This is a genomic window from Streptomyces sp. NPDC018029 (assembly GCF_044327655.1).
Classification (GTDB): Bacteria; Actinomycetota; Actinomycetes; order Streptomycetales; family Streptomycetaceae; genus Streptomyces.
Genome location: NZ_JBIRFV010000003.1, coordinates 436,486 through 459,786, shown reverse-complemented (window position 1 = coordinate 459,786; position 23,301 = coordinate 436,486). Strand labels below are relative to the sequence as shown.

Sequence of the window (23,301 nt, the reverse complement as noted above, 5' to 3'; positions counted from 1 at the left end):
TGGTCTGAACTTACGCGACGTTCAGGGGCGGATCGAGCCAGTATTGATAACGATGCGGAATCGCGGCTTCTTTTGCGGTGCGTATGTCGCGACTTGCAACAAGGGGTTGCTCTGGGTGTATTTGTACATATTTGCCCGAATTACGGGGCTACGCCGCACTGTTTGCCGCGTCGCCGGCGTCGGCCTTGTTGGCGATCACCTGCTGCATGTGCTCGTCGCCCCACAACCCCAGGGGAAGCAGCGCCGCGTTGAGGGACTCGCCGAGTTCGGTCAGCGAGTACTCGACCTTCGGCGGCACCTCGCGGTAGACCTCGCGGTGCACGATGCCGTCGGACTCCAGCTCGCGCAGCTGCTGGATCAGCATCTTCTCGCTGACACCGTCGATGTGCCGCCGGAGCTCGCCGAAGCGCAGCGTCCTGCCCGAGTGCAGCGCCCACAGGATCATGGGCTTCCACTTGCCGCCGACGACGTCCACCGCGGCGTCGAGCCCGCAGGCGTACGGCTTACTGTCCTTCGGCACGGCCAACTCCTCTGCTCCGCCTACTGACTTACCGATACGTACCGCTACTTACCGTTCGACGGTCGACAGTACCGGCTTGCGGAGGTCGAAGAGGTGCCGTGTGCTGTGGGCCACGAAGGGGCCCTCCGCCTGGATGCGGTCGTGCAGCTCGCGCAGCCGCGGGCGGTACTCCGCCACGGTGAAGCCGGGGACCATCCACACCACCTTGCGCAGGAAGTGGACGACCGCGCCGATGTCGTGGAACTCCATCCGCAGCCGCTCCGCCCGCAGGTCGACGACCTCCAGGCCCGCCGCCTCGGCCTCGGCGCGCTCCAGGTCGGGGTGCCGGCCGTTCCTGACCTCCGGCGGCTGCGGCCCGAGGAAGTACTCGACGAGCTCGAAGACGCTGGCGGGCCCGACGTGCTGGGCGAAGTACGTGCCGCCGGGGCGCAGCACGCGGGCGATCTCGTCGAAGTGGGCCTTGACCGGGTGGCGGCTGGTGACGAGGTCGAAGGCGCCGTCCGCGAACGGCAGCGGGTCGTCCTCCGCCGACGCGACGACTGCCACGCCCCGGGGGTGGAGCAGCGCGGTGGCCTTGGCGACGTTCGCGGGCCAGCCCTCTGTGGCGACGGCGAGGGGCGGCAGGGTGGCGGCGGAGGCCAGCACCTCGCCGCCGCCGGTCTGGATGTCGAGGCTCGCCGTGGCCTCCGCGAGCCGTCGCGCCATCGCCTCGGCGTACCGCCACGAGGGGCGCGCCTCGGTGGCCCTTCCCTCGAACCAGGAGAAGTCCCACCCTTCGGTGGGCGCGGCCTCGGCTTCGGCCACGAGGTCGTCGAAGGAGCGGCGGGGGGCCTGGCTGTTGTTGCTGGTCATGGGCTCAATACTGCCGCAGCGGGTGGCTCAACCGGTGGTTTCGGTCCCCGTCCCCGTCCCTGTCGTGCCGCGCGGGAACGAGACCTCGACGCGGCGGTTCTTCTTGCGGCCCTCCTCGGAGCTGTTGTCCGCGATGGGATAGTCCTCGCTGTAGCCGCGCACGGAGTAGGTGACCTCGGGGCCGAGGTAGCTCGACAGCTTGTCGTGGACGGCCTCCGCGCGCTCCCGGGAGAGCTTCTTGCCGTGGCCGTAGGACCCGAGGTTGTCCGTGAAGCCGAACACGCGTACGTCTGTGGCCTTCTGGGCCTCGGCCTCCTCCGCGATGGACTTGATCCGGGCGTTCGCGTCCGGGTTCAGCTTCGCGCTGTCCTTCGGGAACAGGACCTCCGCCTGCAGCGCGAACTTCACGTCGGTGTTGGTGTCCTCACGCCGCTCCTCGCCGCCGAGGTCCTCGACGACCGACTTGATGTCCAGCACCTTGGCAGGCGCGAGCGTGGCCCCATCGGCAAGCTTCAGCCCCGGACTGTTGGAGTCGACTTCGGGGGGTGGGGAGGTGGTGGTGCTGCCTGGGGGGGTGGGGGGGTCGTCGTCGGCCCAGCTCGGTGCGGGGCCGAGCAGCAGGGCCAGTGCGGTGAGGGTGACGGTGCCTGCGGTGCCCGCGGTGCGGCGGAGGTGGCGGGTCATGGGTCACTCGCCCTCGGAGATTTCGATGGGGGCGGGGGGCATGGCGCCCACTTGGAAGGTGACTTCGGTGGTTCCTTCGGGCGGGGCGGGGAATTGGGCGAACCAGTCGACCGTCTGGCCCGAGAGGACGCCTCCCGTGAACCGCGTGCATAGGCAACGTCCCTGGGTGTCCCGCAGAATGAGGTACTTCTTCTTGCCCCGGGCATCCACCAAGCTGGCTCCAGCCATGGAGCCACCATTCTTGGTCAGCTCCTGTTCGTCACCACGCCAGCTGGCTGCCACCCAGGCTTTGCCACTGCCATTCGTAACAGTCCCCTCAACAGTGAGGAAGCCACCTTGGTCCCGCTTGGCGGAAGTCACCTTGAGGGTCAGGCCGGACTCCCCCTTGACCTCGGCCAGAACGTTTTCACTCGCAGCCGGCTGAGACTGCTTGTCCCCCTTGTCATCACGCTCACCGTCCGATGACGACGAGCTCCTCTCCGATTTCGGCTCCTCGTCTCCTCCGCCACCGCAGCCGGCAACCGTGAGGACCAGCCCAGTCGTGATCGCCACAGCGGTCATAGCCCTGCGAGTCTTCATGGTGCGCCGAATGTTCATCGCTACTGCTTCCTTCTTTCGTAGCTGATCACTCAGCCAGGTGGACAGAGAAGAGGACGGATGCCTCCGGAAGATCGTCCAGTTCGAAGTCGTCCGGATCGAACTCGAAGGACTCGCCACCGTCGCAGTCGAACTCGACAGCCTTCTCCACGTCGGCCGAAGGATCCACATCGCAGCGTGGTTTGATGATGGCAGTGGCGTCAGCTGTGGCGTGCTTGGTCTCCGTGCCCGGGATGATCGAGTCACCGACCGTGTAATTGGTCTTGATCGATACCCGGTAACCGGGGAACCCGTCTACTTCTGTCATGTCGAAGCCGTTGACCGTCGAGTCGTTGTCCGCAGCGAGGGCCGATGCGGCAGCTCCGGCATCAGCGTCAGTGAGCTGGTCACCGGCCAGCCAGTCCAGCCAGTCGTCACCCTCACCGATGGCCAGACCGAGCCTCTCGACCAGCTGCTCCCTGGACTCCTGAGCGGCTGCCAGCGCTGCCGCGTCTGCGGCTGACTGAGCACCATTGCGCGCCGAGGCAGCTTGAGCAAAAGCGAAGAATGCGAACGCAACAAAGAGCAGAATCCCCGTCATCCAGATGTAAATGGGGAGAGTCTGCCCTCGGTCGCTCTTGAACTGCGGTCGGCTCACCCGCCGATGACGTTGTTCACCGCGTCGAGGATCGCGCCGGAGATCAGGCCATCGAGACCCAGCCCGTCGATCAACGTGAAGATCCCCGCAATAAGAATCATCAACCCCGCATACTCCACAAACCCCGCCCCCGCATCCCGCTCCCTCCCCCGAACCCGGGAAGCCACGGAAACCGTCCAGTAGACCCAGACACTGAGCACGCGTTCCTTCAGCACGACGGCCCCTTCTCTCCCACCCGATACGGCGCCCTTTGTGGTCAGAGGCAACGTACGCCACACGGCGTACATCGTCAGCAACTCTGCGCAACGCATGCGTAATCCGGGGTGCCGGGCCCGCAAGTTGGCGGGTTCTCTTCCCCCTCGGTGAGATCACCATGCACGAAGTCCCCTCCAGCGAACCGTGAACTCAGAACTGACTGTCCCACATCGAGTTGCAGCCGCGAAGAGCTTTCGCGAACATTCGTCTCAACGCCCCAAAATCGAACCGAAGTCGGAACCCGAGCCGAGGAACATTCCCGATGCGATGAGGATCATCGTGGCCGGGAGCATGAAGACCAGTGTCACCATCGTCGCCTTGGGGATCGTCTTCGCCGCCCTGCGGCGGGAGTTCTGCGCGTCCGTGCGGCGCATGTCCGTCGCGATCTGGATCAGCGTGTCCGCGATCGGGGAGCCCAGTTCCTCGCCCTGCTGGAGGGCGGAGACGAACTGGGCCACCTGTTCGGACGCGTTGCGGCGGCGCAGTTCGTCGAAGGCCTGGCGGCGGCTCACGCCCATGTCCATCTGGCGGAGCGTGATGCGCAGTTCGTCCGCCCACGGGCCCTCGTACCGCTCCGCCACCCGGTCGAGGGCCTGGCGGAAGCCGAGGCCCGCCGAGACGACGACCGCGAGGACGTCGAGGAAGTCGGGCAGGGTGCGGTCGATGACTTCGCGGCGTTCGCGGATCGCCTGCCAGATCAGCGCGTCCGCAGCGACCGCCCCGAAGGCGAGGGTGAGCAGGCCGAAGAGCGGGCTGCCGTTCACGAAGAAGACCAGGCCGAGGACGAGGCCGAAGACGCCGTAGACCGCCCGCCGCGCGGCGTAGCGGTCGATCGTCAGGCCGCCCGGGTTGCCCGCCATGTCGATCCTGCGGCGCTTGGCGTCGACCCGTTTCGGGCCCATGGCGCGCAGGACCAGGGGGGCGAAGCGCATGCCCAGGCGGTCCACCGCCGAGCCCGCCGCCGAGACGCGGGTCGCGCCGACCTCCAGGGCCACGGCCAGGTCGGAGGGCAGCTTCGCGTCCGCGCGGTACATGCGGATGCCCTGGCAGACGCCGGCCACGGCGAGGCCCATCGCGGCCGCTAGCAGCAAGCCCAGCAACGTAACTCCCCTCCTGGACCCGGGATCTCTCCCAGGGGTCTCTAGACTTCGATCTTTCCCAGGCGTCTGATCACGAAGAATCCGACGCCGTACAGGCCCAGCGAGATCAGGATCAGCGTCTGGCCCAGGGGCGAGCCGGTCACCCGCTCAAGCGCTCCCTCGTTCGAGGAGTTGATCAGCAACAGCGATCCCAGGCCGAGCAGCGGGACCGTGAACGCCGTCGCGTGGACCTCCGACAGCATCGTGCGGACCTCGCGCCGCGTCTCTTTCCTGTCCTCCAGGGTCTGCGTGAGGTTGCGCAGGGAGTTGACCACCGTGCCGCCCGCCTTGTTGGAGAGGACGAGGGTGGTGACGAGGACGATCAGCTCGCGGGACGGCAGGCGCTCCGCGAGTTCGCCGAGGGTGTCGTCGATGGAGCGGCCCAGCGTCAACTGGTCGGCGACGTGGGAGAGTTCCTCGCCCGCCGGTGCTTCCAGTTCCTCCGCCGCCATCGCCAGCGACGTGCGCAGGGCCAGGCCCGCCGCCGTCGCGTTGGCCAGGATGCGGGCCACGTCCGGGAGCTGGTTGATGAACGCCTCGATGCGTTTCTGGCGTTGCCAGTTGAGGAAGGCGGTCGCTCCCCATACCGCCACGACGCCGGCGATCGGGCCGAAGAACGGGGCGAGGGTCGCGGCCGCGATCAGCCAGAGCGCGGCGACGACCGCTACGACGTACGTGAAGAACTCGCCCGCCGTCAGGTCGAGTCCCGTCGAGGACAGGCGCAGGTGGATCGACCTGCCCAGGCGGGTGCGGCGCAGCCTGCGGTCGACGGCGGCGAAGCGGCGGGTGCGGCCGGGCGGGCCGCCGTCCCCCGTGCCGGGGCCGAGTGCGAGCCGGTCGACCAGGGCCTGGCGCTGGGCGCGGCCCGAGGCGTACGTGTGGACGCCCGCGACCGCGAGCGTGCCGGTCAGGATCGTGGCGCCCAGCGCGACGAGGGCGGGGTCGTTCATCCGATGGCGTCCCTTGCGTCCAGTACGTCGATGGCCTCCGCCACGCCGAACGCCGGCGGCACCGGTTCGTTCGCGACGTACAGCTTGTCGGCGATCTCGCGCGGCAGCGGCAGGTGTTCGAAGTGGCCGTGCACGATCCGGTCGGCGCCGAGCGGGCGCGGCACGAAGCGGGTGACCGGCACGATGCGGAACTGCTGGCGGCCGCGCGAGACGAGCAGCACGATCTCGGCGACCTTGCGGGAGCCGTCGCCGTGCCTGGCGAGCTGGATGACGACGTCGACGGCCGAGTTGATCTGGTCCTTCAGGGCCTCGAAGGGGATCTGGACCTCCGACATGGAGCCGAGGGTCTGGAGGCGCATGAGGGCGTCCTCCGCCGTGTTCGCGTGGACGGTGGCGAGCGAGCCGTCGTGGCCCGTCGACATCGCCTGGAGCATGTCGAGGGTTTCGCCGCCGCGGACCTCGCCGACGATGATGCGGTCGGGGCGCATGCGGAGGCTGTTGCGGACGAGGTCGCGGATGGTGATGTGGCCCTTGCCCTCGACGTTCGGGGGGCGCGATTCGAGGCGGATCACGTGCTCCTGCTGGAGCTGGAGCTCCGCCGAGTCCTCGATGGTGATGATGCGCTCGTGGGCGGGGATCAGCCCGGAGAGTGCGTTGAGGAGCGTCGTCTTGCCGGTGCCTGTGCCGCCGCTGACGATGAGGTTGAAGCGGGCCCGCACGAACGCGGCGAGCAGCATCAGCATGTGCTCGTCGAGCGATCCGAGGCCGATGAGTTCGGGGAGCGTGTAGGCGCGCGGGAAGCGGCGGATCGTGAGGGTGGCGCCGGTCAGCGCGAGCGGCGGGATGATGACGTTGACGCGCTCGCCGGTGGGCAGGCGGGCGTCGACCATGGGGTTCGACTCGTCCACGCGGCGGTTGACCGTCGAGACGATGCGCTCGATGGTCTGCATCAGCTGTTCGTCGGAGGCGAAGCGGAGGGGGAGCTGTTCGACCCGGCCTGCGCGCTCGACGAAGATCGAGTCGGGGCCGTTCACCATGATCTCCGTGATGGAGGTGTCGGCGAGGAGCGGTTCCAGTACGCCGAGTCCGAGGGCCTCGTCGACGACGCGGCGGATCAGCTGGGCGCGCTCGGAGGTGGAGAGGACGGGGCCCTCGCGGCTGATGATGTGGCCGAGGACGCGCTCCAGGCGGACGCGGCGGTCCGCCGCCGCGAGCGACGACATCTCGGCGAGATCGATCTCCTCCAGGAGCTTGGAGCGGTAGACGGCGACGAGGCCGTCGTCGCGGCTCGGCTCGGTCTGGCGGGTGGGGGCCACGCGGTCGCGCAGGCTCATGTCGTCCTTCGACCTCCTTGTCGTGTACGCGGGTTCAGTCGGCGTCGTCGTCATTCGGCATCGTGGCCTCCTTGGTGACGCTCCAGTCCGTGCCGATGAAGGGGAGCAGCGTCGGGACCTGGACCTCCACGGTGGCGGTCGTGGTCGCGCCGCCCTGGCTGACGCCGATGGAGGAGGTCAGGCCCCCGTCCATGGCCGCCGCGCCCGCCGCCTCCCCCGAGTCGCCCTGCGAGGCCGCGCGGGCCGCGGCGCGGGCGCCGGAGCCGGCCTGGTTGGCGGCGTAGCCGACGAGGCCGAGCTGGATCGCGGCGAGGCCGATGATCAGGAGGATCGGCAGGAATCCGGCGAACTCCAGCATCGATACGCCCCGGTCGTCCCACCTGCGTCGCCGTTTCACCCGTCCTCCCCCTCCTTCGCCGCACCCGCTTCCCCGTCCACGTGCCATCCGGCGTCGAAGCCCGGGAAGAACACGGGTACGTCCACCGAGACGCGGGCCTTCCACACCGCGCCCTCGTCCGTGCAGGACACCGAGGCGTCCTGCCAGGCGTCGGGCAGGTGTTCCTGGGCCGCCGCGGAACAGGCGCCCGCCGCGCCCTCCCCCGCCGCGTACGCCGCCGTGGCAGCCCGTGCCGCCTCGTCCGCCGCGTTCCCCGCGAGGGAGTACGTGTAGCCGTACAGGGCGCACTGCCAGAGGATCGCCATGACCGCGAGCAGCAGGGGGAACATTCCGGCGAATTCGAGCGTGACCGCGCCCCGGTCGCCGCTCGCCGCCTTTCTGCGCAGGGACAGCGCGCCCCGCTTGCCGCCGGTGGCCGACGGCTCCGGTTCGACCAGGCCGAGTTCGCCCGCGAGGCCCCACAGGGCCTGTTTCACCGAGGAGCGGCTGTCGAGGTCCTGCATGCGGCCCGCGTCGACGGCGGCCTGCAGTTCCTTGAAGCCGGCGGGCACGGTGGTGCGGGCCGTCCGGGTGCCGGTGACGCGTTCGACGAGGGAGGGCTGGATGTCGGTGCCCTTGCCGTGCCGGTTGACGACGGTGACGGTCTCCTCGGCCTTGCGGATCTGGAGGCGGTCCCAGAGACGCACCATGCGCTTGGCGGCGCGGACGGCGACCACGTCGGGGGTGACGAGCAGCAGGGCCTGGTCGGCGAGTTCGACGGCGGTGGCGTTCGCGCCGGTGACGTAGGCGCCGCAGTCGACGACCACGACGTCGTAGCGGGCGCGGAGGGCGCCGATGGTCTGGCGGGCGACGCGGTCGGTGACCTCCTCGCCGCGCTCGCCGTCGGCGGGGGCGAGGAGGAGGCCGATGCCGGTCTCGTGGGTGTAGACGGCGTCCTGGAGGACGCGGGGCGTGATGTCGGAGATGGCGGCGAGGTCGGCGATCGAGCGCCGGAACTGCACGTCGAGGTAGGAGGCGACGTCCCCGGACTGGAGGTCGAGGTCGAGGAGGGCGACGGAGCGGCCGGACGCGGCGGTGGCGAGGGCGAGTTGGACGGCCGTGACGGTGGTCCCGACGCCTCCCTTGGCTCCGCTGACCGAGACGACGGTGCCGGTGCCGGGGCCGGTGCCCGCGTACAGCTCCAGGCCGCCGTTGCCGAGGTGGCGCCGCATGCCGGTGGACCAGGAGGCGGCGGCCTGGACGCGTTCGGCGAGGGCGTCGTAGGCGAGCGGGAGGCCGACGATGCCGCGTGCCCCGGAGTCCATGGCGGCGGTGAGGAGTCCGGGGCTGGTGTCGGCGGTGATCAGGACGACACCGACCGCCGGGAAGCGGAGGACGAGGTCCCGGATCAGGTCGAGGGCCGGGACGGGTCCGATCCGCTCATGGACGAGGACGACCTCGGGCAGCTCGTCGACGGACTCGGCGGCGAGCCGCGCGAGGGTGTCGAGCAGCGCCGTGGAATCCCCGACGGGCGGCGCGGGTTCACTGTCGGGCAGCTGCCCGGCAAGGGTGGACAGCGCACGGGCCGCATCGATGTCGCCGACGGCCGGGAGGATCCGAGTGGTCATCCGAGACCCCTTACTTGTCCTCGTCGAGGGTGTACGTCCGGTCGCGGGGCGGCACCGTCGCGTCGCCGCCCGCGCCCACCAGGGCGAGCCGGACGTGCGTGGCGAACGACTCGGCGTACGCGACGCGCTGCGCGTCCGCCGTGCCGAGGGCGAAGGTGATCGGGACCGCTTCCGTGGCCCTGCGGCGCGTGCGGTCGTCCTGGTCGGGTTCGAGCGGGGTGAGCTTGCCGACGTCGAGCACCTTGGCGCCCTCCACGATGACTTTGGACTGGTCCTTCGCCTTGTCGGTCTCGCCCTTGAAGGTGGCGTAGATGTTGACCTTCGAGCCCGGCGTGATCTTGCCGGCGACGCCGGTCGCCGCGTCGATCATGATGGCGATCTCCTGCTGGCCCGGGCCGAGTTCGGGGCGCCCGACGATCATGTCGGACTGGAGCAGCGAGCCCTTCCGCAGCTGGGTGACGGCGATCTTGCCGCGGATCTGACCGAGATCGGTGACCGCGTTGTCGGACAGCCACCGCTCGGGCATCTCGACCTTCTCGAACTGGTCGGCGGTCAGCTCCTTGTAGGGCGCGATGTCCCCTTTGAGCTTGTACGCGGGCACCTCGGGGCCGACCTTCGAGTTCGCGTCGCGGATCACCGAGAGGACACCGGCGAACGCGCCGACCGCGCACAGGACCGACAGGATCAGCAGGATGACACCGCGGCGCTGGCGAGAGTTCATGGGCCGGACTACCTCGATCGATGCGGTTGGCTACGGACAGTGAGCGGGGTGGCGCACGTGCGGTCGTCGGTCGCGTACGAGGTGCGGGAGGGGCGGTCGGTCCTGGCCTAGGTCGCGCCGCGCGGCAGGGCGGTCACGCCGTGCGCGAGAGTGCGCTGCGAGGGGCGTTCGGAGGGCGGTGGCAGCGGGGCGGCGCAGAACGCGCAGCGGTCGCCGATGAGTTCGAGGCCGCACCAGTGGCAGTCGTCGCGGCGGACGGACGACACCAGTTGGTAGAGGACGGAGATGTCGGGGATGGCGGCGGCGAACTCGACGAGTCTGCCGGTCGCCCACCAGCGCGCGGACTCGCCGGGCAGCCGTGCCTCGGTGACCTCCTGGGCGTGCCAGGCGGGGGCGAGGGCGTCGGTCACCCAGCCGGGCGCCAGCTTGCCGGGGGCGTAGAGCAGCCGCGTGGCGAACCCCGGCCCCGGCAGGTCCGTTCCGTCACCGCCCGACACCTTCGTCAGCTCGGGCCGCGGTGTGGCGAGGACCGCGAACTGGGCGCCCGGCAGCCAGGACTTGGCGTGCGACTGGAGACTGACGGGCACGCGGTCGAGCTTGGCGACGGAGCCGAGCAGGGCGCCGGCGTAGATGTAGTGGGACAGGAGGCGGGCGGCCGAGGCCAGGACGCCGGGGCTGAAGTCGCAGATCGACAGCTGCCGCAGCTGGAGGGCGAGGACGGCGAGCCCGAGCGGCGGCAGGTCGGAGCGGACGACGGCGATGCGGTCGCTCTCCAGGACCGAGCGGACCGCGTGCAGACGCTGGGCGACGGACGCGGGCGCGGAGGACGGGCAGAGGGCGATCACGTATCCGTGGTGCTCGATCAGGGTGTGCATCTCGGTGAGCGCCTGATCGAGCGAGTACGTCCGCGGGGACTGCACGGCCGACTGGAGGACGGCGGCCGACGGGGTGTGCCGGTCGGGTGACGGCAGCACGAGGTCGGGTCCGGTGACGGCTATGGCGGTCGGCAACGCGTACACCCCCGGTCCTCGTGCACTCCTGCCTCAGCACCATATCCACGTCATGGTCGCCCCAACACCCAACTTCCCACTGTTCATGTGGAGGTGGGCCGTTCCGGTCGGGCGGCAGGGCGGGAGAAGCTGCTCCGGTTAGAAGAAGCTGCCCCAGTCCTGATCGGTGATCTGCTTGACGCACAGCACCAGGAAGAGCAGGCCCGCGACGGTCAGCATGCCGTTGCTGAGCCAGCCGTTGCGCCACTCCCGCGGGGTGCGCGTGGAGTTGAGGAGCCAGACCAGGGTGAGCGCGAGGAACGGCATGAAGGCCGCGCCCAGGACGCCGTAGATGATGATGAGCCGGAACGGCTGCCCCTGGAAGAGCAGGATCATCGGCGGGAACGTCAGCCACAGCAGGTACGCGCGGAACGGCACGGACTTCTCGTGGCTGCCGGACGCCACCTCCTCGCCGGTCAGCGCCTGGCTGTCGGCGCCGACGCGCTGCTTGCGGTAGCGCTCCACGAAGTCCGCGAACATCAGGCTCACGCCGTGCCACACACCGATCAGCGAGGTGAACGAGGTGGCGAAGAAGCCGACAAGGAACAGCTTGGCCGTGGCGTTCCCGTACTCCTTCTCCAGGATGTCGGAGAGCTGGACGAGTCCCTTGTCGCCGCTCGCGATGGCGACGTTCGCCGAGTGCAGGAGCTCGGCGCCGACGAAGAGCATGGAGACGACGAAGATGCCGGTGGTGATGTAGGCGACGCGGTTGTCGAGCCGCATCACCTTCATCCAGCCGGTGTTGGTCCAGCCCTTGGCGTTGACCCAGTAGCCGTACGCGGCGAGGGTGATGGTGCCGCCGACGCCGCCGATCAGGCCGAGCGTGTTGAGGACGGAGTCCTTCTCGTCGGGCAGGACGGGCAGCAGGCCCGCGAAGGCGTCGCCGAGGTGCGGGGTGACGCGGATGGCGAGATAGACGGTGACGACGAACATGATGCCGACGAGCACCGTCATGACCTTCTCGAAGACGGCGTACTTGTTGAACCAGACGAAGACCAGGCCGACGAGCCCGGTGAGGATGCCCCACCACTTGAGCTCCATGACGTCGGGGAAGAGCGCCTGGAGGGGCAGCCCGGACGACGACATGGCGGCGGCGCCGTAGACGTACCCCCAGATCACGACGTAGACGACGAAGAACCACGTCGTCCAGCGGCCGAGGCTCGCCCAGCCGTCGAAGAGGGTGCGGCCGGTGGCCAGATGCCAGCGCCCCGCCGCCTCGGCGAGCGAGATCTTGACGACGCAGCCGATGACGGCGGCCCACAGCAGCGTGTAGCCGAAGTTGCTGCCCGCGATGAGGGTCGCTACGAGGTCGCCCGCGCCGACGCCGGTCGCCGCGACGACGATGCCGGGGCCGATGTACTTCCAGCTCGACTTGCGCGGCCGCGGTGCCGCGTCGCCCGTGCCGGTGGCGCTGCCTGTGGTTTCAGCCATGCGATCAAGAAAGCGCATGGACGGCCGGGGCACAAGGGGTCGTCGCGCGGCCGTGCCCTCTCCGGTTTCGCGCCGGAGGGGCGCGCGCCCCCACGGATTGGCCAAAGACAGCGTTGACGGAGGCATGCCACGCGCGCACGATGGGCCCGCGCGTCACCCCGCACGACGCACTCGGACGACGCACCCGCACGTCGCACTCACACGACGCACCCGCACGTCGGACCCGCACGACGCACCCGCACCGCACGTCGCACCCCGACGTGGCGCCCCGCACGTCGCACTGAACACCCCCCCACCCCTGAGGAGACTTCATGCGACTCCGCATACGCGGCAGGAGATCCGCCGCCCTCGCGGCCCTGCTCGCTCTCGCCCTCGCGGCCCCCCTCACCGCCAACGCCTCGTCGGGCGACGCCGGCCAGGCCCCGCGCAGCGCGGCGACGGCCGCCGACGAGGAAACACGCCAGTACGAGATCCCGCTGCGCGACGACCGCGCCGCGCGCACCGCGCTCGCCCGCACCGGCGTCGCCATCGACGAGGTGGACGCCCACGCGGTGGTCGTCTCGGCGGACGCCGCCGAGGCCGCGGCGCTCCGCAGGGCCGGCTACGAACTGAGGCCGCTGGCCGGGCCCCCGAAGCGGACGAACGGAAATCCGGTGGAGGCCAAGGACTTCCCGCCCGCCGACTCGCGCTACCACAACTACGCGGAGATGACCGCGGAGATCGACCAGCGCATCGCGGCCCACCCGAACCTCATGAGCAAGCGGGTGATCGGCAAGTCCTACCAGGGCCGGGACATCGTCGCCATCAAGATCAGCGATAACGTCGGCACCGACGAGGCCGAGCCCGAGGTCCTCTTCACCCACCACCAGCACGCGCGCGAGCACCTGACGGTGGAGATGGCGCTCTACCTGCTGCGCGAACTCGGCGACGACTACGCCACCGACGCCCGGGTCAAGAAGATGGTCGACGAGCGCGAGATCTGGATCGTGCCGGACGTGAACCCGGACGGCGGCGAGTACGACATCGCGACCGGCTCCTACCGCAGCTGGCGCAAGAACCGCCAGCCCAACGCCGGTTCCTCGAACGTCGGCACCGACCTGAACCGCAACTGGGCCTACCGGTGGGGCTGCTGCGGCGGCTCCTCGGGCAGCACGGGGTCCGAGACGTACCGCGGCCCGAGCGCCGAGTCGGCCCCCGAGGTGAAGGTCGTCTCCAACTTCGTCCGCAGCCGCGTCGTCGGAGGCAAGCAGCAGCTCAGGGCCTCCATCGACTTCCACACGTACAGCGAACTGGTCCTGTGGCCGTACGGCTACACGTACAGCGACACGGGTCCCGGCCTCACCCAGGACGACCGTGACGCGCACGCCGCCGTCGGCCGGAAGATGGCCGCGAGCAACGGCTACACGCCACAGCAGTCCAGTGACCTCTACATCACGGACGGGTCGATCAACGACTGGCTGTGGGGCAGCCAGAAGATCTTCAGCTACACCTTCGAGATGTACCCGTCGTCCGCCGGCGGCGGCGGTTTCTACCCGCCCGACGAGGTGATCGAGCGGGAGACGTCCCGCAACCGGGACGCGGTCCTGCAACTCCTGGAGAATTCGGACTGCATGTACCGCTCGATCGGCAAGGAACAGCAGTACTGCACGGCCTGACACTCACGGCCCACCGGAGTCCCCGGAGGCTTCGGTGGGCCGGTGTCGTTGACGGGCACCGGGGCCGTCCGGTTTTTTGCGGAGTGTGGCGCCTCCGGGCCGGCAGTAAAGGGCGCTCCCTGCGGTCGCGTCGGCTACGCCGATTCCGCTCCGCTCCACCCTTGACTCCCGCCCCTCCACCGCACGTTGACTTTGACCCGGACGGCCAGGGGTGGGGCCGACAGGGACTGTGGGTGGGGCCCTTCTCTTTCACCGCCGGGTGCGGACCGGCCCAACGTGCCTGGACGTCACCGTCGAGGCGGCCACGGCCTCGCCGCTCGGGCCATCGGCTTTCGCTGCCGGGTGCGGACCGGTCCATCGTGTGTGCCCGTCACGGTCAAGGGCGCTGAACAGACCCGGGCCCCTGCCCCTCCCGGGCACCTACTTCGGCAAAGTTGCGAATGGGGAGGCCGTGCGCCCCCTCCTCACGACCAATGCGCCGCCCCGGCCGGAAGGCGAAGGCCGCCTGTCGGGGACCAACTTTCGCGAAGTTGCGAATGGGGAGGCCGTGCGCCCCCCTCGAACAGCCAACGCGCCCCCTGGCATGCCAACTCGCCACACCCCCGCAGCCAATAAACGGCCATGCATGACGGCGCGCGGGACGTGGCAGGGGGGCGCGCGCCCGAGCCATTCACAACTTTTCCAAAGTAGGTCCCCGACCGGCAGCCCGCATGCCCGCCGACGCCCGGCACGTTGGGCACGCCGGGTGCGCCACGTTGGACCGGACCGCACCCGGCAGCGAAAGCCGATGACCCGAGACCGGCGAAGCCGGAGCTGGCCCGTGCCCGCCGTGACGGTGACGGCTACATACGCTGGGCCGGTCCGCACCCGGCGACGAAAGAGAAGGGCCCGACGGACAGTCCCCGTCGGCCCCGCCCCTGGCCGTCCGGGTCGAAGTCAACGTGCGGTGGAGGGGCGGGAGTCAAGGGTGGAGCGGAGCGGAATCGGCGCAGCCGACGCGACCGCAGGGAGCCGCCCTTTACTGCCGGCCCGGAACCGCCACACTCCGCAAAAAACCGGACGGCCCCGGCGCGCATCAACGACACCGGCCCACCGAAGTCCCCGCCCCGCACCCTCATCCACGACATCAAAGCGGGCAAGGCCGACCACCTCCTCTAGCGAACAGAGGGGACGTCCGGCAGCACTGCCGGGCGCCCCCCATCCACGTACGCGCTACACGAACAGGCTGACCAGCGCCGCCACCGCGAACCCCGCCACCGACAGCACCGACTCCAGCACTGTCCACGTCTTCAGCGTGTCCCGCTCGCTGATGCCGAAGTACTTCGCGACCATCCAGAAGCCGCCGTCGTTGACGTGCGAGGCGAAGATGGAGCCCGCCGAGATCGCCATGATGACCAGGGCGACGAAGGCCTGGGAGTGGTCGCCCTCGGCGAGGAGCGGGGCGACGATGCCGGCCGTCGTGACGATCGCGACCGTCGCCGAGCCCTGGGCGACGCGCAGCACCAGGGAGAGCAGGTAGGCGAGGACGATGATGGGCAGGCCCACGTCCTGGAAGGTGTCCGAGAGGGCCTTGGCGACGCCGCTGGCCTTCAGTACGGCGCCGAAGATCCCGCCGGCGCCGACCACGAGCAGGATGTTGCCGACCGGCTTGAGGGACGCGGTCGACACCGTTTCGAGGGACTTGCGGGACCAGCCGCGCCGGATGCCGAGCAGGTAGTACGCCATCAGGAGCGCGATCGTCAGGGCCACGAACGGGCTGCCGAAGAACTCGATGACCGAGCGGAACGTCGAGGGGTCGAAGGCGATGGAGGAGAACGTGGCGAGGAGGATCAGGAGCAGCGGCGTGCCGATGATCGCGAAGACCATGCCCAGCGGCACCGGCTTCTCGCGCGGCTCCACCCCGGCGGCACGCTGCTCGGCGACGACCGCCGCCTTCGCCTCCTCGGCGGCCTCGACCATGTCCTGCGGGACGGGCACGAAGATGCGCTTGCCGACCCACGCGGAGAACACCCAGGCGGCGAGCACCGCGGGAATGCCGCAGACGATGCCCATCAGGATGACCCAGCCGAGGTCCACCTTCAGCAGACCGGCGGCGGCCACGGGGCCGGGGTGCGGGGGCAGGAACGCGTGGGTCATGGAGAGACCCGCGAGCAGGGGGAGGCAGTAGAGGAGGATCGACTTGCCGCTGCGCTTGGCGGCGGCGTAGACGATCGGCGCGAGGACGAAGATGCCGACGTCGAAGAAGACGGGGATGCCGAAGATCAGACCCGTCAGGCCCATGGCAAGCGGGGCGCGCTTCTCGCCGAAGAGGCCGAGCAGGCGGGAGGCCAGTACCTCGGCGCCGCCGGAGACTTCGAGGATCGCGCCGAGCATCGTGCCGAGGCCGATGATGATCGCCACATGGCCGAGGATGCCGCCCATGCCCGACTCGATGACCGAGACGGCGTCGGACTTCTGGACGGTGCCGAAGAGTTCGGTGACGGAGAGGCCGGCCGCGAGGCCGACGGCTATGGAGACCGCGAGGAGCGCCACGAAGGGCTGCAGCCTGACCTTGATGATCAGGAAGAGCAGCAGCAGGATGCCGAGCGCGGCGACGGTCAGCAGGCCTGCGGTGCCGTCGATCAGGGCGAGGAGACCGCCGGTGTGAGGTGGTGCCTCGACGGCGGGGGCGGCCGCGAGCACGGCGGTGTGGGACGGGGACATCGTTGACCTCGTAAGTGCATGGGGCTTTCGGAGCAGGGGGGATCGCGGCACGGCGCCTCGTGCGGGTGAGGCGCCGTGCCGTGACGACGTACGGCTTGCAGGATGGTGATGTGGGTCAGCTCAGGACGGCGAGGGCGTCGATCTCGATGAGCAGGCCCTTGGGCAGGCCCACGTAGACGGTGGTGCGGGCGGAGGCGGGGGCCTTCAGGCCCTGCTCCTCGAAGTACGCGTTGTAGATCTCGTTCATCTCCGCGAAGTGGTCCACGTCCGTGAGGTAGACGCGCATCATCATCACGTCGTCCCAGGTGGCGCCGCCCTCTTCGAGGATCGCCTTGACGTTGGCGAACGTCTGGAGGGTCTGCTCGCGCAGGGTCGGGCCCGCGGGGGTGGGGGCCTTGCCCTCCTCGGCGGGCAGGAAGCCGACCTGCCCGGCGACCTGGAGGATGTTGCCCTTCTTCACGCCGTGGGAGAACTTCGCGGGCGGGGTGGTGTGGGTGGCCGGGGTGAGTGCGGTCTTCTCGGTCATTCGCTGATCAGGCTTCCTTGAGAGGGACGGTTTTCGCATCGGGCGCGGCGCCGGAGTACTCCCGGCTGATGGCGTCCGCCGTGCGGCGCACCAGCGGGAGGAGGGTGAGGAGTTCCTCGGCCGTGACGACGACGTTCGGCGCGGAGACCGACATGGCGGCGACGACACGCCCGTCCGCGCCGCGGATGGGGGCCCCGATGCAGTTGATGGACTCCTCGTGGCCACCGAGGTCGGTGGCCCAGCCCTGTTCGCGCACCTTGTCCAGCTCCCGGAGGAAGGCAGCGGCGTTGGGTGTCGAACGGGACGTGTAGGTGGGGTAGTCGAGCTTCTCCGCGATCGCGCGGCGCTCGGCTTCCGGGAAGTCGGAGAGCAGCAGCTTCGCCACGGCGGCGACGGTGATGGCCACCGGCTTGCCGATGCGGGAGTACATCCGCACCGGATAGCGGCTCTCGACCTTGTCGATGTAGAGGACCTCCCCGTCCTCGTAGACGGCGAGGTGGACCGTGTGGCCGCACTTCTCGTTGAGGGCGAGGAGGTGGGGGTGGGCGATCTCGCGCACGTCGAGGTTCTCGACGGCCTCCTGGGCGAGCGCGAAGAGGCGCGCGCCGAGGCGGTAGCGCTGGTCGGTCTGGCGGAAGACGAGACCGTGCTCGTGGAGGGTGCGCAGGAGCCGGAGCGCCGTGGACTTGTGGACGCCGAGCCGGTCGGCGACCTGGCCCAGGTCGGCGGGGCCCTCGGCGAGCAGCGGCAGGATCGAGAGCGCGCGGTCGACGGTCTGGCTCATGGGTTACGTACCTCCTCGTCGGCCTCGGTGTCCTCCGGGGCGTGAGCCGTCCAGCCGGGGCCGAGACGAAGTGTCTCCCAGGCGGCGTCGTCCAGGGCGGCGAGGCGGTCGGCGTGTGCGCGGGCGGGTGGAGGGGCGAGGTCACCGGGGACGGTGAGGGCGGCGGCGGCCATCAGGTGGCCGTGGCGCAGGCGATGTGCGGGGGGCAGCCCGCGCAGGGTGGCGGAGAGGAAGCCGGCGGCGAAGGCGTCTCCGGCGCCGACGGGGGCGACGACGTCCACGCTCAGGGCGGCCTGGAAGACGGGGTCCTCGCCGTGCCGGAAGACGGTCGCGCCGCGGCTGCCCTGCTTGACGACGAGGGTGGCGGGCTCGGGCAGGGCGGCGCGGATCGCGTCCGGGCCCCCGGTCACGCCCCAGGCCGTCGCGGCCTCGTCCTCGCCGACGAAGACGAGGTCGGCGCCGCGTGCGAGGTCGAGCAGGACCTCGGGTCCTTCCGGGGCGCCCTTCCACAGTCCCGGGCGGTGGTTGACGTCGAAGGAGACGAGCGGGCCGCGGTCGGCTCGCCGGGTGCATAGGTGGCGTACGAGATCCAGGCAGTCGGCGGAGAGCGCGGGCGTGATGCCCGACAGGTGCAGGATGCGGGCGGCGGTGAGGGCGTCCTCGTCGACGGAGCCGGGTGACATGGCGGAGGCGGCGGAGCCCGCGCGGTAGTAGACGACCTCGTGGGTGTCGGTGTCGCGGTCGTCGGCGGTGCGGAAGTAGATGCCGGTGGGGCGGTGCGGGTCGCGGCCCACGGCGGAGGTGTCCACTCCATAGCGGGCGATCGTCTCGACGAGGTGGTCGCCGAAGCCGTCGGTGCCGACGCGGCTGACCCAGCGGGCGGTGTGCCCGGCGGCGGCGAGTGCGCACACGACGTTGGACTCGGCGCCGCCGATCCCGCGGTCGAAGGAGGGCACGTCGGCGAGGCGTCCCGGCCGGGCGGGCAGGAAGGTGACCATGGACTCGCCGAGCGCCACGACGTCCACCGCCCCGCGCTCGGTCGTCTCCACGGCGGGCCGTGCGGCTGCCTGTGCGGTCACGATCTTCCAGCCCCTCAACCGACTCTCCGGATCCGTTGACCCGGCGTTGGCTCGGATGTTAGACAGCGGTAAGCGACATACGCAATCACTGTTGCACATGCTGCAACGCACCTCTGGAGGAGGCGCCCATGGCCGCCGACGACGCCGTCGACACCGCCCTCGAAACCGCCGGCGACCGGTCCGCCGACGCGCTGGCCGCGCTCGCGGACGAGCGGGTCGACCACCGCTTCAAGGGACTGCCGCCGGACGCGGCGGGTCTCACCGTCGGCGAGCTCGCGGCCCAGCGCAGGAACCTCTTCACCGGCGGCTTCACCACCCCGGTCCTCGCCCTCTCCGCCGAGCGCCTGGAGCACAACCTCGCCCTCATGGAGACGTACGCCGAGCGCCACGGCCTCGCCTTCGCGCCGCACGGCAAGACGTCCATGGCCCCCCAGCTCTTCGCCCGCCAGCTGGAGCGCGGGGCGTGGGGCATCACGCTGGCCGTCCCCCACCAGGTGCGCGTGGCACGGGCGTTCGGCACCCCACGGATCTTCCTCGCGAACGAGCTGGTCGACGCGGCCGCGCTGCGGTGGGTGGCGGGCGAGCTCGACTCCGACCCCGCCTTCCGCTTCATCTGTTACGTCGACTCCGTACGCGGCGTCGAACTGATGCACGCCGCCCTCGGCGAGGCGGGCGCGAGCCGCCCGGTGGACGTGGTCATCGAGCTGGCCGCGGGCGACGGGGCGCGCACGGGTGTGCGGACCGAGGCGGAGTGCTTCGAGATCGCCAACGCCGTCGCGGCCGCGGACACGCTGCGGCTCGTGGGCGTCGCCGGGTACGAGGGCGAGGTGCCGGACGCGTCGACCGAGGCGGTCACGGCGTGGCTGCGCCGGCTCGTCGCACTCCTCGTCGACCTCGACAAGGCGGGGCGGTTCGCGGACCTGCCGGAGGTCGTGGTCAGCGCGGGCGGCAGCGCGTGGTTCGACGCGGTGGCGTCGGTCTTCGCGGAGATCCCCGAACTGTCGCTGCCCGTCCTGAAGTTGCTGCGCTCCGGTGCGTACGTCTCCCATGACGACGGTCACTACCGGCATCTCACGCCCTTCAACCGCGTCCCGGAGGAGGGTGCGCTTGAGCCCGCCTTCCGGCTCTGGGCGCAGGTCGTGTCGAGGCCCTCCGCGGAGCAGGCGTTCACCAACGCGGGCAAGCGGGACGCGGCGTACGACCTGGACCTGCCCGTTGCGCAGGTCGTCCGCCGGGACGGGGTGGAGCGCCCCGCGACCGGGGTCACCGTCACCGGTCTCTCCGACCAGCACGGGTGGCTGCGGACCTCGCCGTCGGCGGACCTTGCCGTGGGCGACTGGCTCGGGATGGGGCTTTCGCACCCGTGCACGGTGTTCGACAAGTGGCAGTTGATTCCGGTGGTGGAGGGGGATGGGGTGGTCGTCTCCTACATCCGCACGTTTTTCTGACGGGGGCGTCTTGGGGGGGTGTCCTGGCCCGCCGCTTCGCGGCGGATGTCTCCCACCCACCCACCCGTTTGCCCCGCACCGCCCAGCCGGAGTAGGAGCCAGCCACCTGCCGGCCGTGGGTGGGCGACCCTGGCCCGCCGCTTCGCGGCGGATGTCTCCCACCCACCCACCCGTTTGCCCCGCACCGCAGAGCGGGAGTAGGAGCCAGTCACCCACCCGCCCGTTTGCCCCGCATCGCCCAGCCCGAGTAGGAGCCACCGTTCGCCGCCGGCGGTGGGGTGGAACCACTGGGGCCACCCGCACCCGGCGACGAAAGTCGCACGGGTGGTGCGGGTGGGAAACAAGAAGACCCGGCCGGAGGCCGGGTGCACCACCGAGCAGCCGCAGCCGAACGCAACGCAGAGGAAAGGCACCCCATGGACCTGGTGATCCGGGACGCACGCGTCATAGACGGCACCGGAGGTGCCTCCTACCGCGCCGACGTCGGCGTACAGGACGGAAGGATCGTCGAGATCCACCGGGAGGGGGAGGCGACAGGGCCCCGCCCGGCAGGGCAGGCCACCCTCGACGCGCAGGGACTCGCGCTGGCGCCCGGCTTCATCGACATGCACGCCCACAGCGACCTCGCCCTCCTCCGCGACCCGGAACACACCGCGAAGGCCGCCCAGGGCGTCACCCTGGAGGTCATCGGGCAGGACGGCCTGAGCTATGCCCCCGTGGACGACCGCACGCTCGCCCAGGTCCGTCAGGCCATCACCGGCTGGAACGGTGACGGCAGCGACATCGATTTCTCATGGCGCACCGTCGGCGGCTATCTCGACGCCCTCGACTCCGCCCACGGCGGCCGGGGCACCGCCGTCAACGCCGCGTACCTCATCCCCCAGGGCACCGTCCGCATGTACGCGCTGGGCTGGGACGACCGCCCGGCGACCCCCGCCGAGCTGGAGCGGATGAAGCAGCTCGTGGCGGAAGGGATGAGCGAGGGCGCGGTCGGGATGTCGTCCGGCCTCACCTACACCCCCGGCATGTACGCCGACGACTCCGAGCTGACTGAACTCTGCGGAGTCGTGGCGGCCCATGGCGGCTACTACTGCCCCCATCACCGCAGTTACGGCGCCGGCGCCCTCCAGGCGTACGAGGAGATGGTGAACCTCACCCGGACCGCGCGCTGCCCCCTCCATCTGGCCCACGCCACCATGAACTTCGGCGTGAACAAGGGGAAGGCGCCGGATCTGCTCGCCCTCCTCGACGAGGCGCTCGCGGACGGCGCGGACATCACCCTCGACACGTACCCGTACACCCCCGGCTGCACGACCCTCGTCGCCATGCTGCCGAGCTGGGCGAGCGAGGGCGGGCCCGACGCGATCCTCGCCCGGCTCCGGGACGACGCGACCGCCGAGAAGATCCGCCACCACATGGAGGTCATCGGCGCCGACGGCTGTCACGGCGTACCCATCGAGTGGGACACCATCGAGATCTCCGGAGTGAGCGACCCGGGGCTCGCGTCCTGCGTCGGGAAGACGATCCAGCAGTCCGCCGACGCACGCGGCGAGGCACCCTGGATCACCGCGCGGCGGCTGCTCATCAACGACAACCTGGGCTCGACGATCCTTCAGCACGTCGGCCATGAGGAGAACGTCCAAGCGATCATGCGGCACCGTGTGCACACGGGCGGCAGCGACGGCATTCTGCAGGGCTTCAAGCCGCACCCGCGCGCGTACGGCACGTTCCCGCAGTATCTCAGGCGGTACGCGCGGGAGCTCGGCGTCATGTCGCTCGAAGAGACCGTCGCCCACCTCACGTCGCGGCCCGCCGCGCGCCTCCGGCTCCCCGACCGGGGTGTCGTCCGCGAGGGCTACCGCGCCGACCTGGTGCTCTTCGACCCGGAGACGGTCGCGGCGGGGTCGACGTTCGAGGCTCCGCGGACGTATCCGACCGGCATTCCGCACGTCCTGATCGACGGCCGGTTCGTGATGCGGGACGGCCGGCGCACGGACGTCCTCGCGGGACGCGCCGTGCGCCGGACGCCGTGACGCGTCAGGCAGGACGGGGCAGCTTGCAGCCCTTGCGGCCCAGGTCGATCTTGCTGCCCTTGCCGACGCACGGCACGATTCCGTACGTCTGCTGGGCGTAGTTGATGCCCTTGCGCACGGTCACGTTGCCCTTGCGGTCGATCTCACAGGGGTTGTTGACGGTGCAGCGCTCGCCGTCCTCGTTGCCCGTGTTGTTGACCGCGGTGACCTTGCCGGTCTTGTGGTCGATCACCGGCGAGCCGGACGTGCCGCCGATGGTCTGGCAGGCGGGGGTGTAGCGGACGGAGTCCTTCCAGGTCCACTCCCCCTCCTTCATGCGGTACACGAATCCGTCGATGTTGCAGCTGTAGGTCTTCTTCCAGTACCCGGAGACCACCGTGATGGCCCGCCCCTTCACCGGGTGGTCGTCCTCCAGCTCCAGCGGCTTGATGCCGTACTTCCTCGTGATGTCGCGGTAGCTGCTGGTGAGCCGGTAGAGGGTGATGTCGGTGTCCGTCATGGTCGCGTAGGCGATCCTGGACGCCTTGAGCGTGGCGACGTCGTCCGCCTCCGCGTCGAGCAGCTTGAAGGTGCGGGTGGAAGGACGGTCCACGACGACCTCACCGGCGGCGGGGAAACCGGTCTCCAGGCAGTGGCCGTTGGTGAGGACGAGCGCCGGGTCGCTCGCCTTCGACTTGGGCGTGCGGACGACGGAGCCGGAACAGTTGCTGAGCGCCACCGTCCCCGCGAAGTCGACCGGCTTCGCCTTGGACTTGCCCTGCGCCTGCTGGGCCGACCGGTCGTTCCCCCCGGTGTTCCCCGCGAACGCGGGTATCGCGCTCGCCCCGGTCAGCGCCAGGGCGAGCAGTCCGCCCGCGACCACGTTGCTCTTCTTGCCCATCTGTGGAGCCCCCCTCGTGA

22 protein-coding genes are annotated in these 23,301 nt (G+C 70.2%); 3 read left to right on the top strand and 19 right to left on the bottom strand.

Annotation, left to right across the window (positions count from 1 at the left end; all coding sequences use genetic code 11):
* Nucleotides 1-148 precede the first annotated feature (148 nt).
* The 14 genes from ACH4D5_RS10760 to ACH4D5_RS10695 all read right to left on the bottom strand — a co-directional run bounded on the left by ACH4D5_RS10760 (nt 149) and on the right by ACH4D5_RS10695 (nt 12,173).
* Nucleotides 149-520, bottom strand: coding sequence for a winged helix-turn-helix transcriptional regulator (locus tag ACH4D5_RS10760; RefSeq protein ID WP_398300709.1), 372 nt, complete (start codon nt 518-520; stop codon nt 149-151).
* Nucleotides 521-568: 48 nt separating this feature from the next.
* Nucleotides 569-1,372, bottom strand: coding sequence for a class I SAM-dependent methyltransferase (locus tag ACH4D5_RS10755; RefSeq protein WP_398300707.1), 804 nt, complete (start codon nt 1,370-1,372; stop codon nt 569-571).
* Nucleotides 1,373-1,399: 27 nt separating this feature from the next.
* Complete coding sequence (locus ACH4D5_RS10750) at nt 1,400-2,056, bottom strand: OmpA family protein (protein WP_398300705.1); 657 nt, start codon at nt 2,054-2,056, stop codon at nt 1,400-1,402.
* Between the two features lie 3 nt (nt 2,057-2,059).
* Complete coding sequence (locus ACH4D5_RS10745) at nt 2,060-2,653, bottom strand: hypothetical protein (RefSeq protein ID WP_398300703.1); 594 nt, start codon at nt 2,651-2,653, stop codon at nt 2,060-2,062.
* Nucleotides 2,654-2,681: 28 nt separating this feature from the next.
* Entirely contained in the window at nt 2,682-3,290 is a 609-nt protein-coding gene (locus tag ACH4D5_RS10740; RefSeq protein WP_398300701.1) for a pilus assembly protein TadG-related protein, read from the bottom strand.
* Nucleotides 3,287-3,505 (bottom strand): hypothetical protein, encoded by a 219-nt coding sequence (locus ACH4D5_RS10735; protein ID WP_398301470.1) that lies wholly within the window; start codon nt 3,503-3,505, stop codon nt 3,287-3,289. The genes ACH4D5_RS10740 and ACH4D5_RS10735 overlap by 4 nt, the downstream gene beginning before the upstream one ends.
* A 249-nt stretch (nt 3,506-3,754) precedes the next feature.
* Entirely contained in the window at nt 3,755-4,645 is an 891-nt protein-coding gene (locus ACH4D5_RS10730) for a DUF5936 domain-containing protein (protein ID WP_398300699.1), read from the bottom strand.
* 41 nt (nt 4,646-4,686) lie between these two features.
* On the bottom strand, nt 4,687-5,634 hold the full coding sequence (locus ACH4D5_RS10725) for a type II secretion system F family protein (RefSeq protein ID WP_398300697.1): 948 nt from the start codon (nt 5,632-5,634) through the stop codon (nt 4,687-4,689).
* The gene (locus ACH4D5_RS10720) at nt 5,631-6,968 is read right to left on the bottom strand and encodes a CpaF family protein (RefSeq protein WP_398301425.1); all 1,338 of its coding nucleotides are present in this window, start codon (nt 6,966-6,968) and stop codon (nt 5,631-5,633) included. Before ACH4D5_RS10720 ends, ACH4D5_RS10725 begins: the two co-directional genes overlap by 4 nt.
* Nucleotides 6,969-7,002: 34 nt before the next feature.
* A complete protein-coding gene (locus tag ACH4D5_RS10715; protein WP_398301423.1) occupies nt 7,003-7,326 on the bottom strand; it encodes a TadE/TadG family type IV pilus assembly protein in 324 nt (107 codons plus the stop codon).
* Nucleotides 7,327-7,361: 35 nt separating this feature from the next.
* Complete coding sequence (locus tag ACH4D5_RS10710) at nt 7,362-8,972, bottom strand: CpaE family protein (RefSeq protein WP_398300695.1); 1,611 nt, start codon at nt 8,970-8,972, stop codon at nt 7,362-7,364.
* Nucleotides 8,973-8,982: 10 nt separating this feature from the next.
* Nucleotides 8,983-9,693, bottom strand: a complete 711-nt coding sequence (gene cpaB / locus ACH4D5_RS10705) for a Flp pilus assembly protein CpaB (RefSeq protein ID WP_398300693.1) — start codon at nt 9,691-9,693, stop codon at nt 8,983-8,985.
* A gap of 107 nt (nt 9,694-9,800) precedes the next feature.
* The gene (locus ACH4D5_RS10700) at nt 9,801-10,712 is read right to left on the bottom strand and encodes a hypothetical protein (RefSeq protein ID WP_398300691.1); all 912 of its coding nucleotides are present in this window, start codon (nt 10,710-10,712) and stop codon (nt 9,801-9,803) included.
* Nucleotides 10,713-10,841: 129 nt separating this feature from the next.
* Nucleotides 10,842-12,173: an Nramp family divalent metal transporter gene (locus ACH4D5_RS10695; protein ID WP_398300689.1), complete on the bottom strand. Its 1,332-nt coding sequence runs from the start codon at nt 12,171-12,173 to the stop codon at nt 10,842-10,844.
* Nucleotides 12,174-12,484: 311 nt separating this feature from the next.
* On the opposite strand from ACH4D5_RS10695, the gene ACH4D5_RS10690 reads away from it, so the two are divergent.
* A complete protein-coding gene (locus ACH4D5_RS10690; RefSeq protein ID WP_398300687.1) occupies nt 12,485-13,828 on the top strand; it encodes a M14 family metallopeptidase in 1,344 nt (447 codons plus the stop codon).
* 1,212 nt (nt 13,829-15,040) lie between these two features.
* Here ACH4D5_RS10690 and ACH4D5_RS10685 read toward each other — a convergent pair.
* From ACH4D5_RS10685 to ACH4D5_RS10670, 4 genes are all read right to left on the bottom strand, one after another.
* Nucleotides 15,041-16,531: a GntP family permease gene (locus ACH4D5_RS10685; RefSeq protein WP_398300685.1), complete on the bottom strand. Its 1,491-nt coding sequence runs from the start codon at nt 16,529-16,531 to the stop codon at nt 15,041-15,043.
* A gap of 115 nt (nt 16,532-16,646) precedes the next feature.
* A complete protein-coding gene (locus ACH4D5_RS10680) occupies nt 16,647-17,057 on the bottom strand; it encodes a RidA family protein (protein WP_361055398.1) in 411 nt (136 codons plus the stop codon).
* Between the two features lie 7 nt (nt 17,058-17,064).
* Entirely contained in the window at nt 17,065-17,841 is a 777-nt protein-coding gene (locus ACH4D5_RS10675) for an IclR family transcriptional regulator (RefSeq protein ID WP_362996219.1), read from the bottom strand.
* The gene (locus ACH4D5_RS10670; RefSeq protein WP_398300682.1) at nt 17,838-18,920 is read right to left on the bottom strand and encodes a sugar kinase; all 1,083 of its coding nucleotides are present in this window, start codon (nt 18,918-18,920) and stop codon (nt 17,838-17,840) included. Before ACH4D5_RS10670 ends, ACH4D5_RS10675 begins: the two co-directional genes overlap by 4 nt.
* 128 nt (nt 18,921-19,048) lie before the next feature.
* On the opposite strand from ACH4D5_RS10670, the gene ACH4D5_RS10665 reads away from it, so the two are divergent.
* Nucleotides 19,049-20,368 (top strand): amino acid deaminase, encoded by a 1,320-nt coding sequence (locus ACH4D5_RS10665; protein ID WP_398300680.1) that lies wholly within the window; start codon nt 19,049-19,051, stop codon nt 20,366-20,368.
* A 365-nt stretch (nt 20,369-20,733) separates the two neighbouring features.
* Nucleotides 20,734-22,401, top strand: coding sequence for an amidohydrolase family protein (locus ACH4D5_RS10660; RefSeq protein WP_398300678.1), 1,668 nt, complete (start codon nt 20,734-20,736; stop codon nt 22,399-22,401).
* Nucleotides 22,402-22,405: 4 nt separating this feature from the next.
* Here ACH4D5_RS10660 and ACH4D5_RS10655 read toward each other — a convergent pair whose 3' ends face one another.
* Complete coding sequence (locus ACH4D5_RS10655; protein WP_398300676.1) at nt 22,406-23,281, bottom strand: trypsin-like serine peptidase; 876 nt, start codon at nt 23,279-23,281, stop codon at nt 22,406-22,408.
* Nucleotides 23,282-23,301 lie beyond the last annotated feature (20 nt).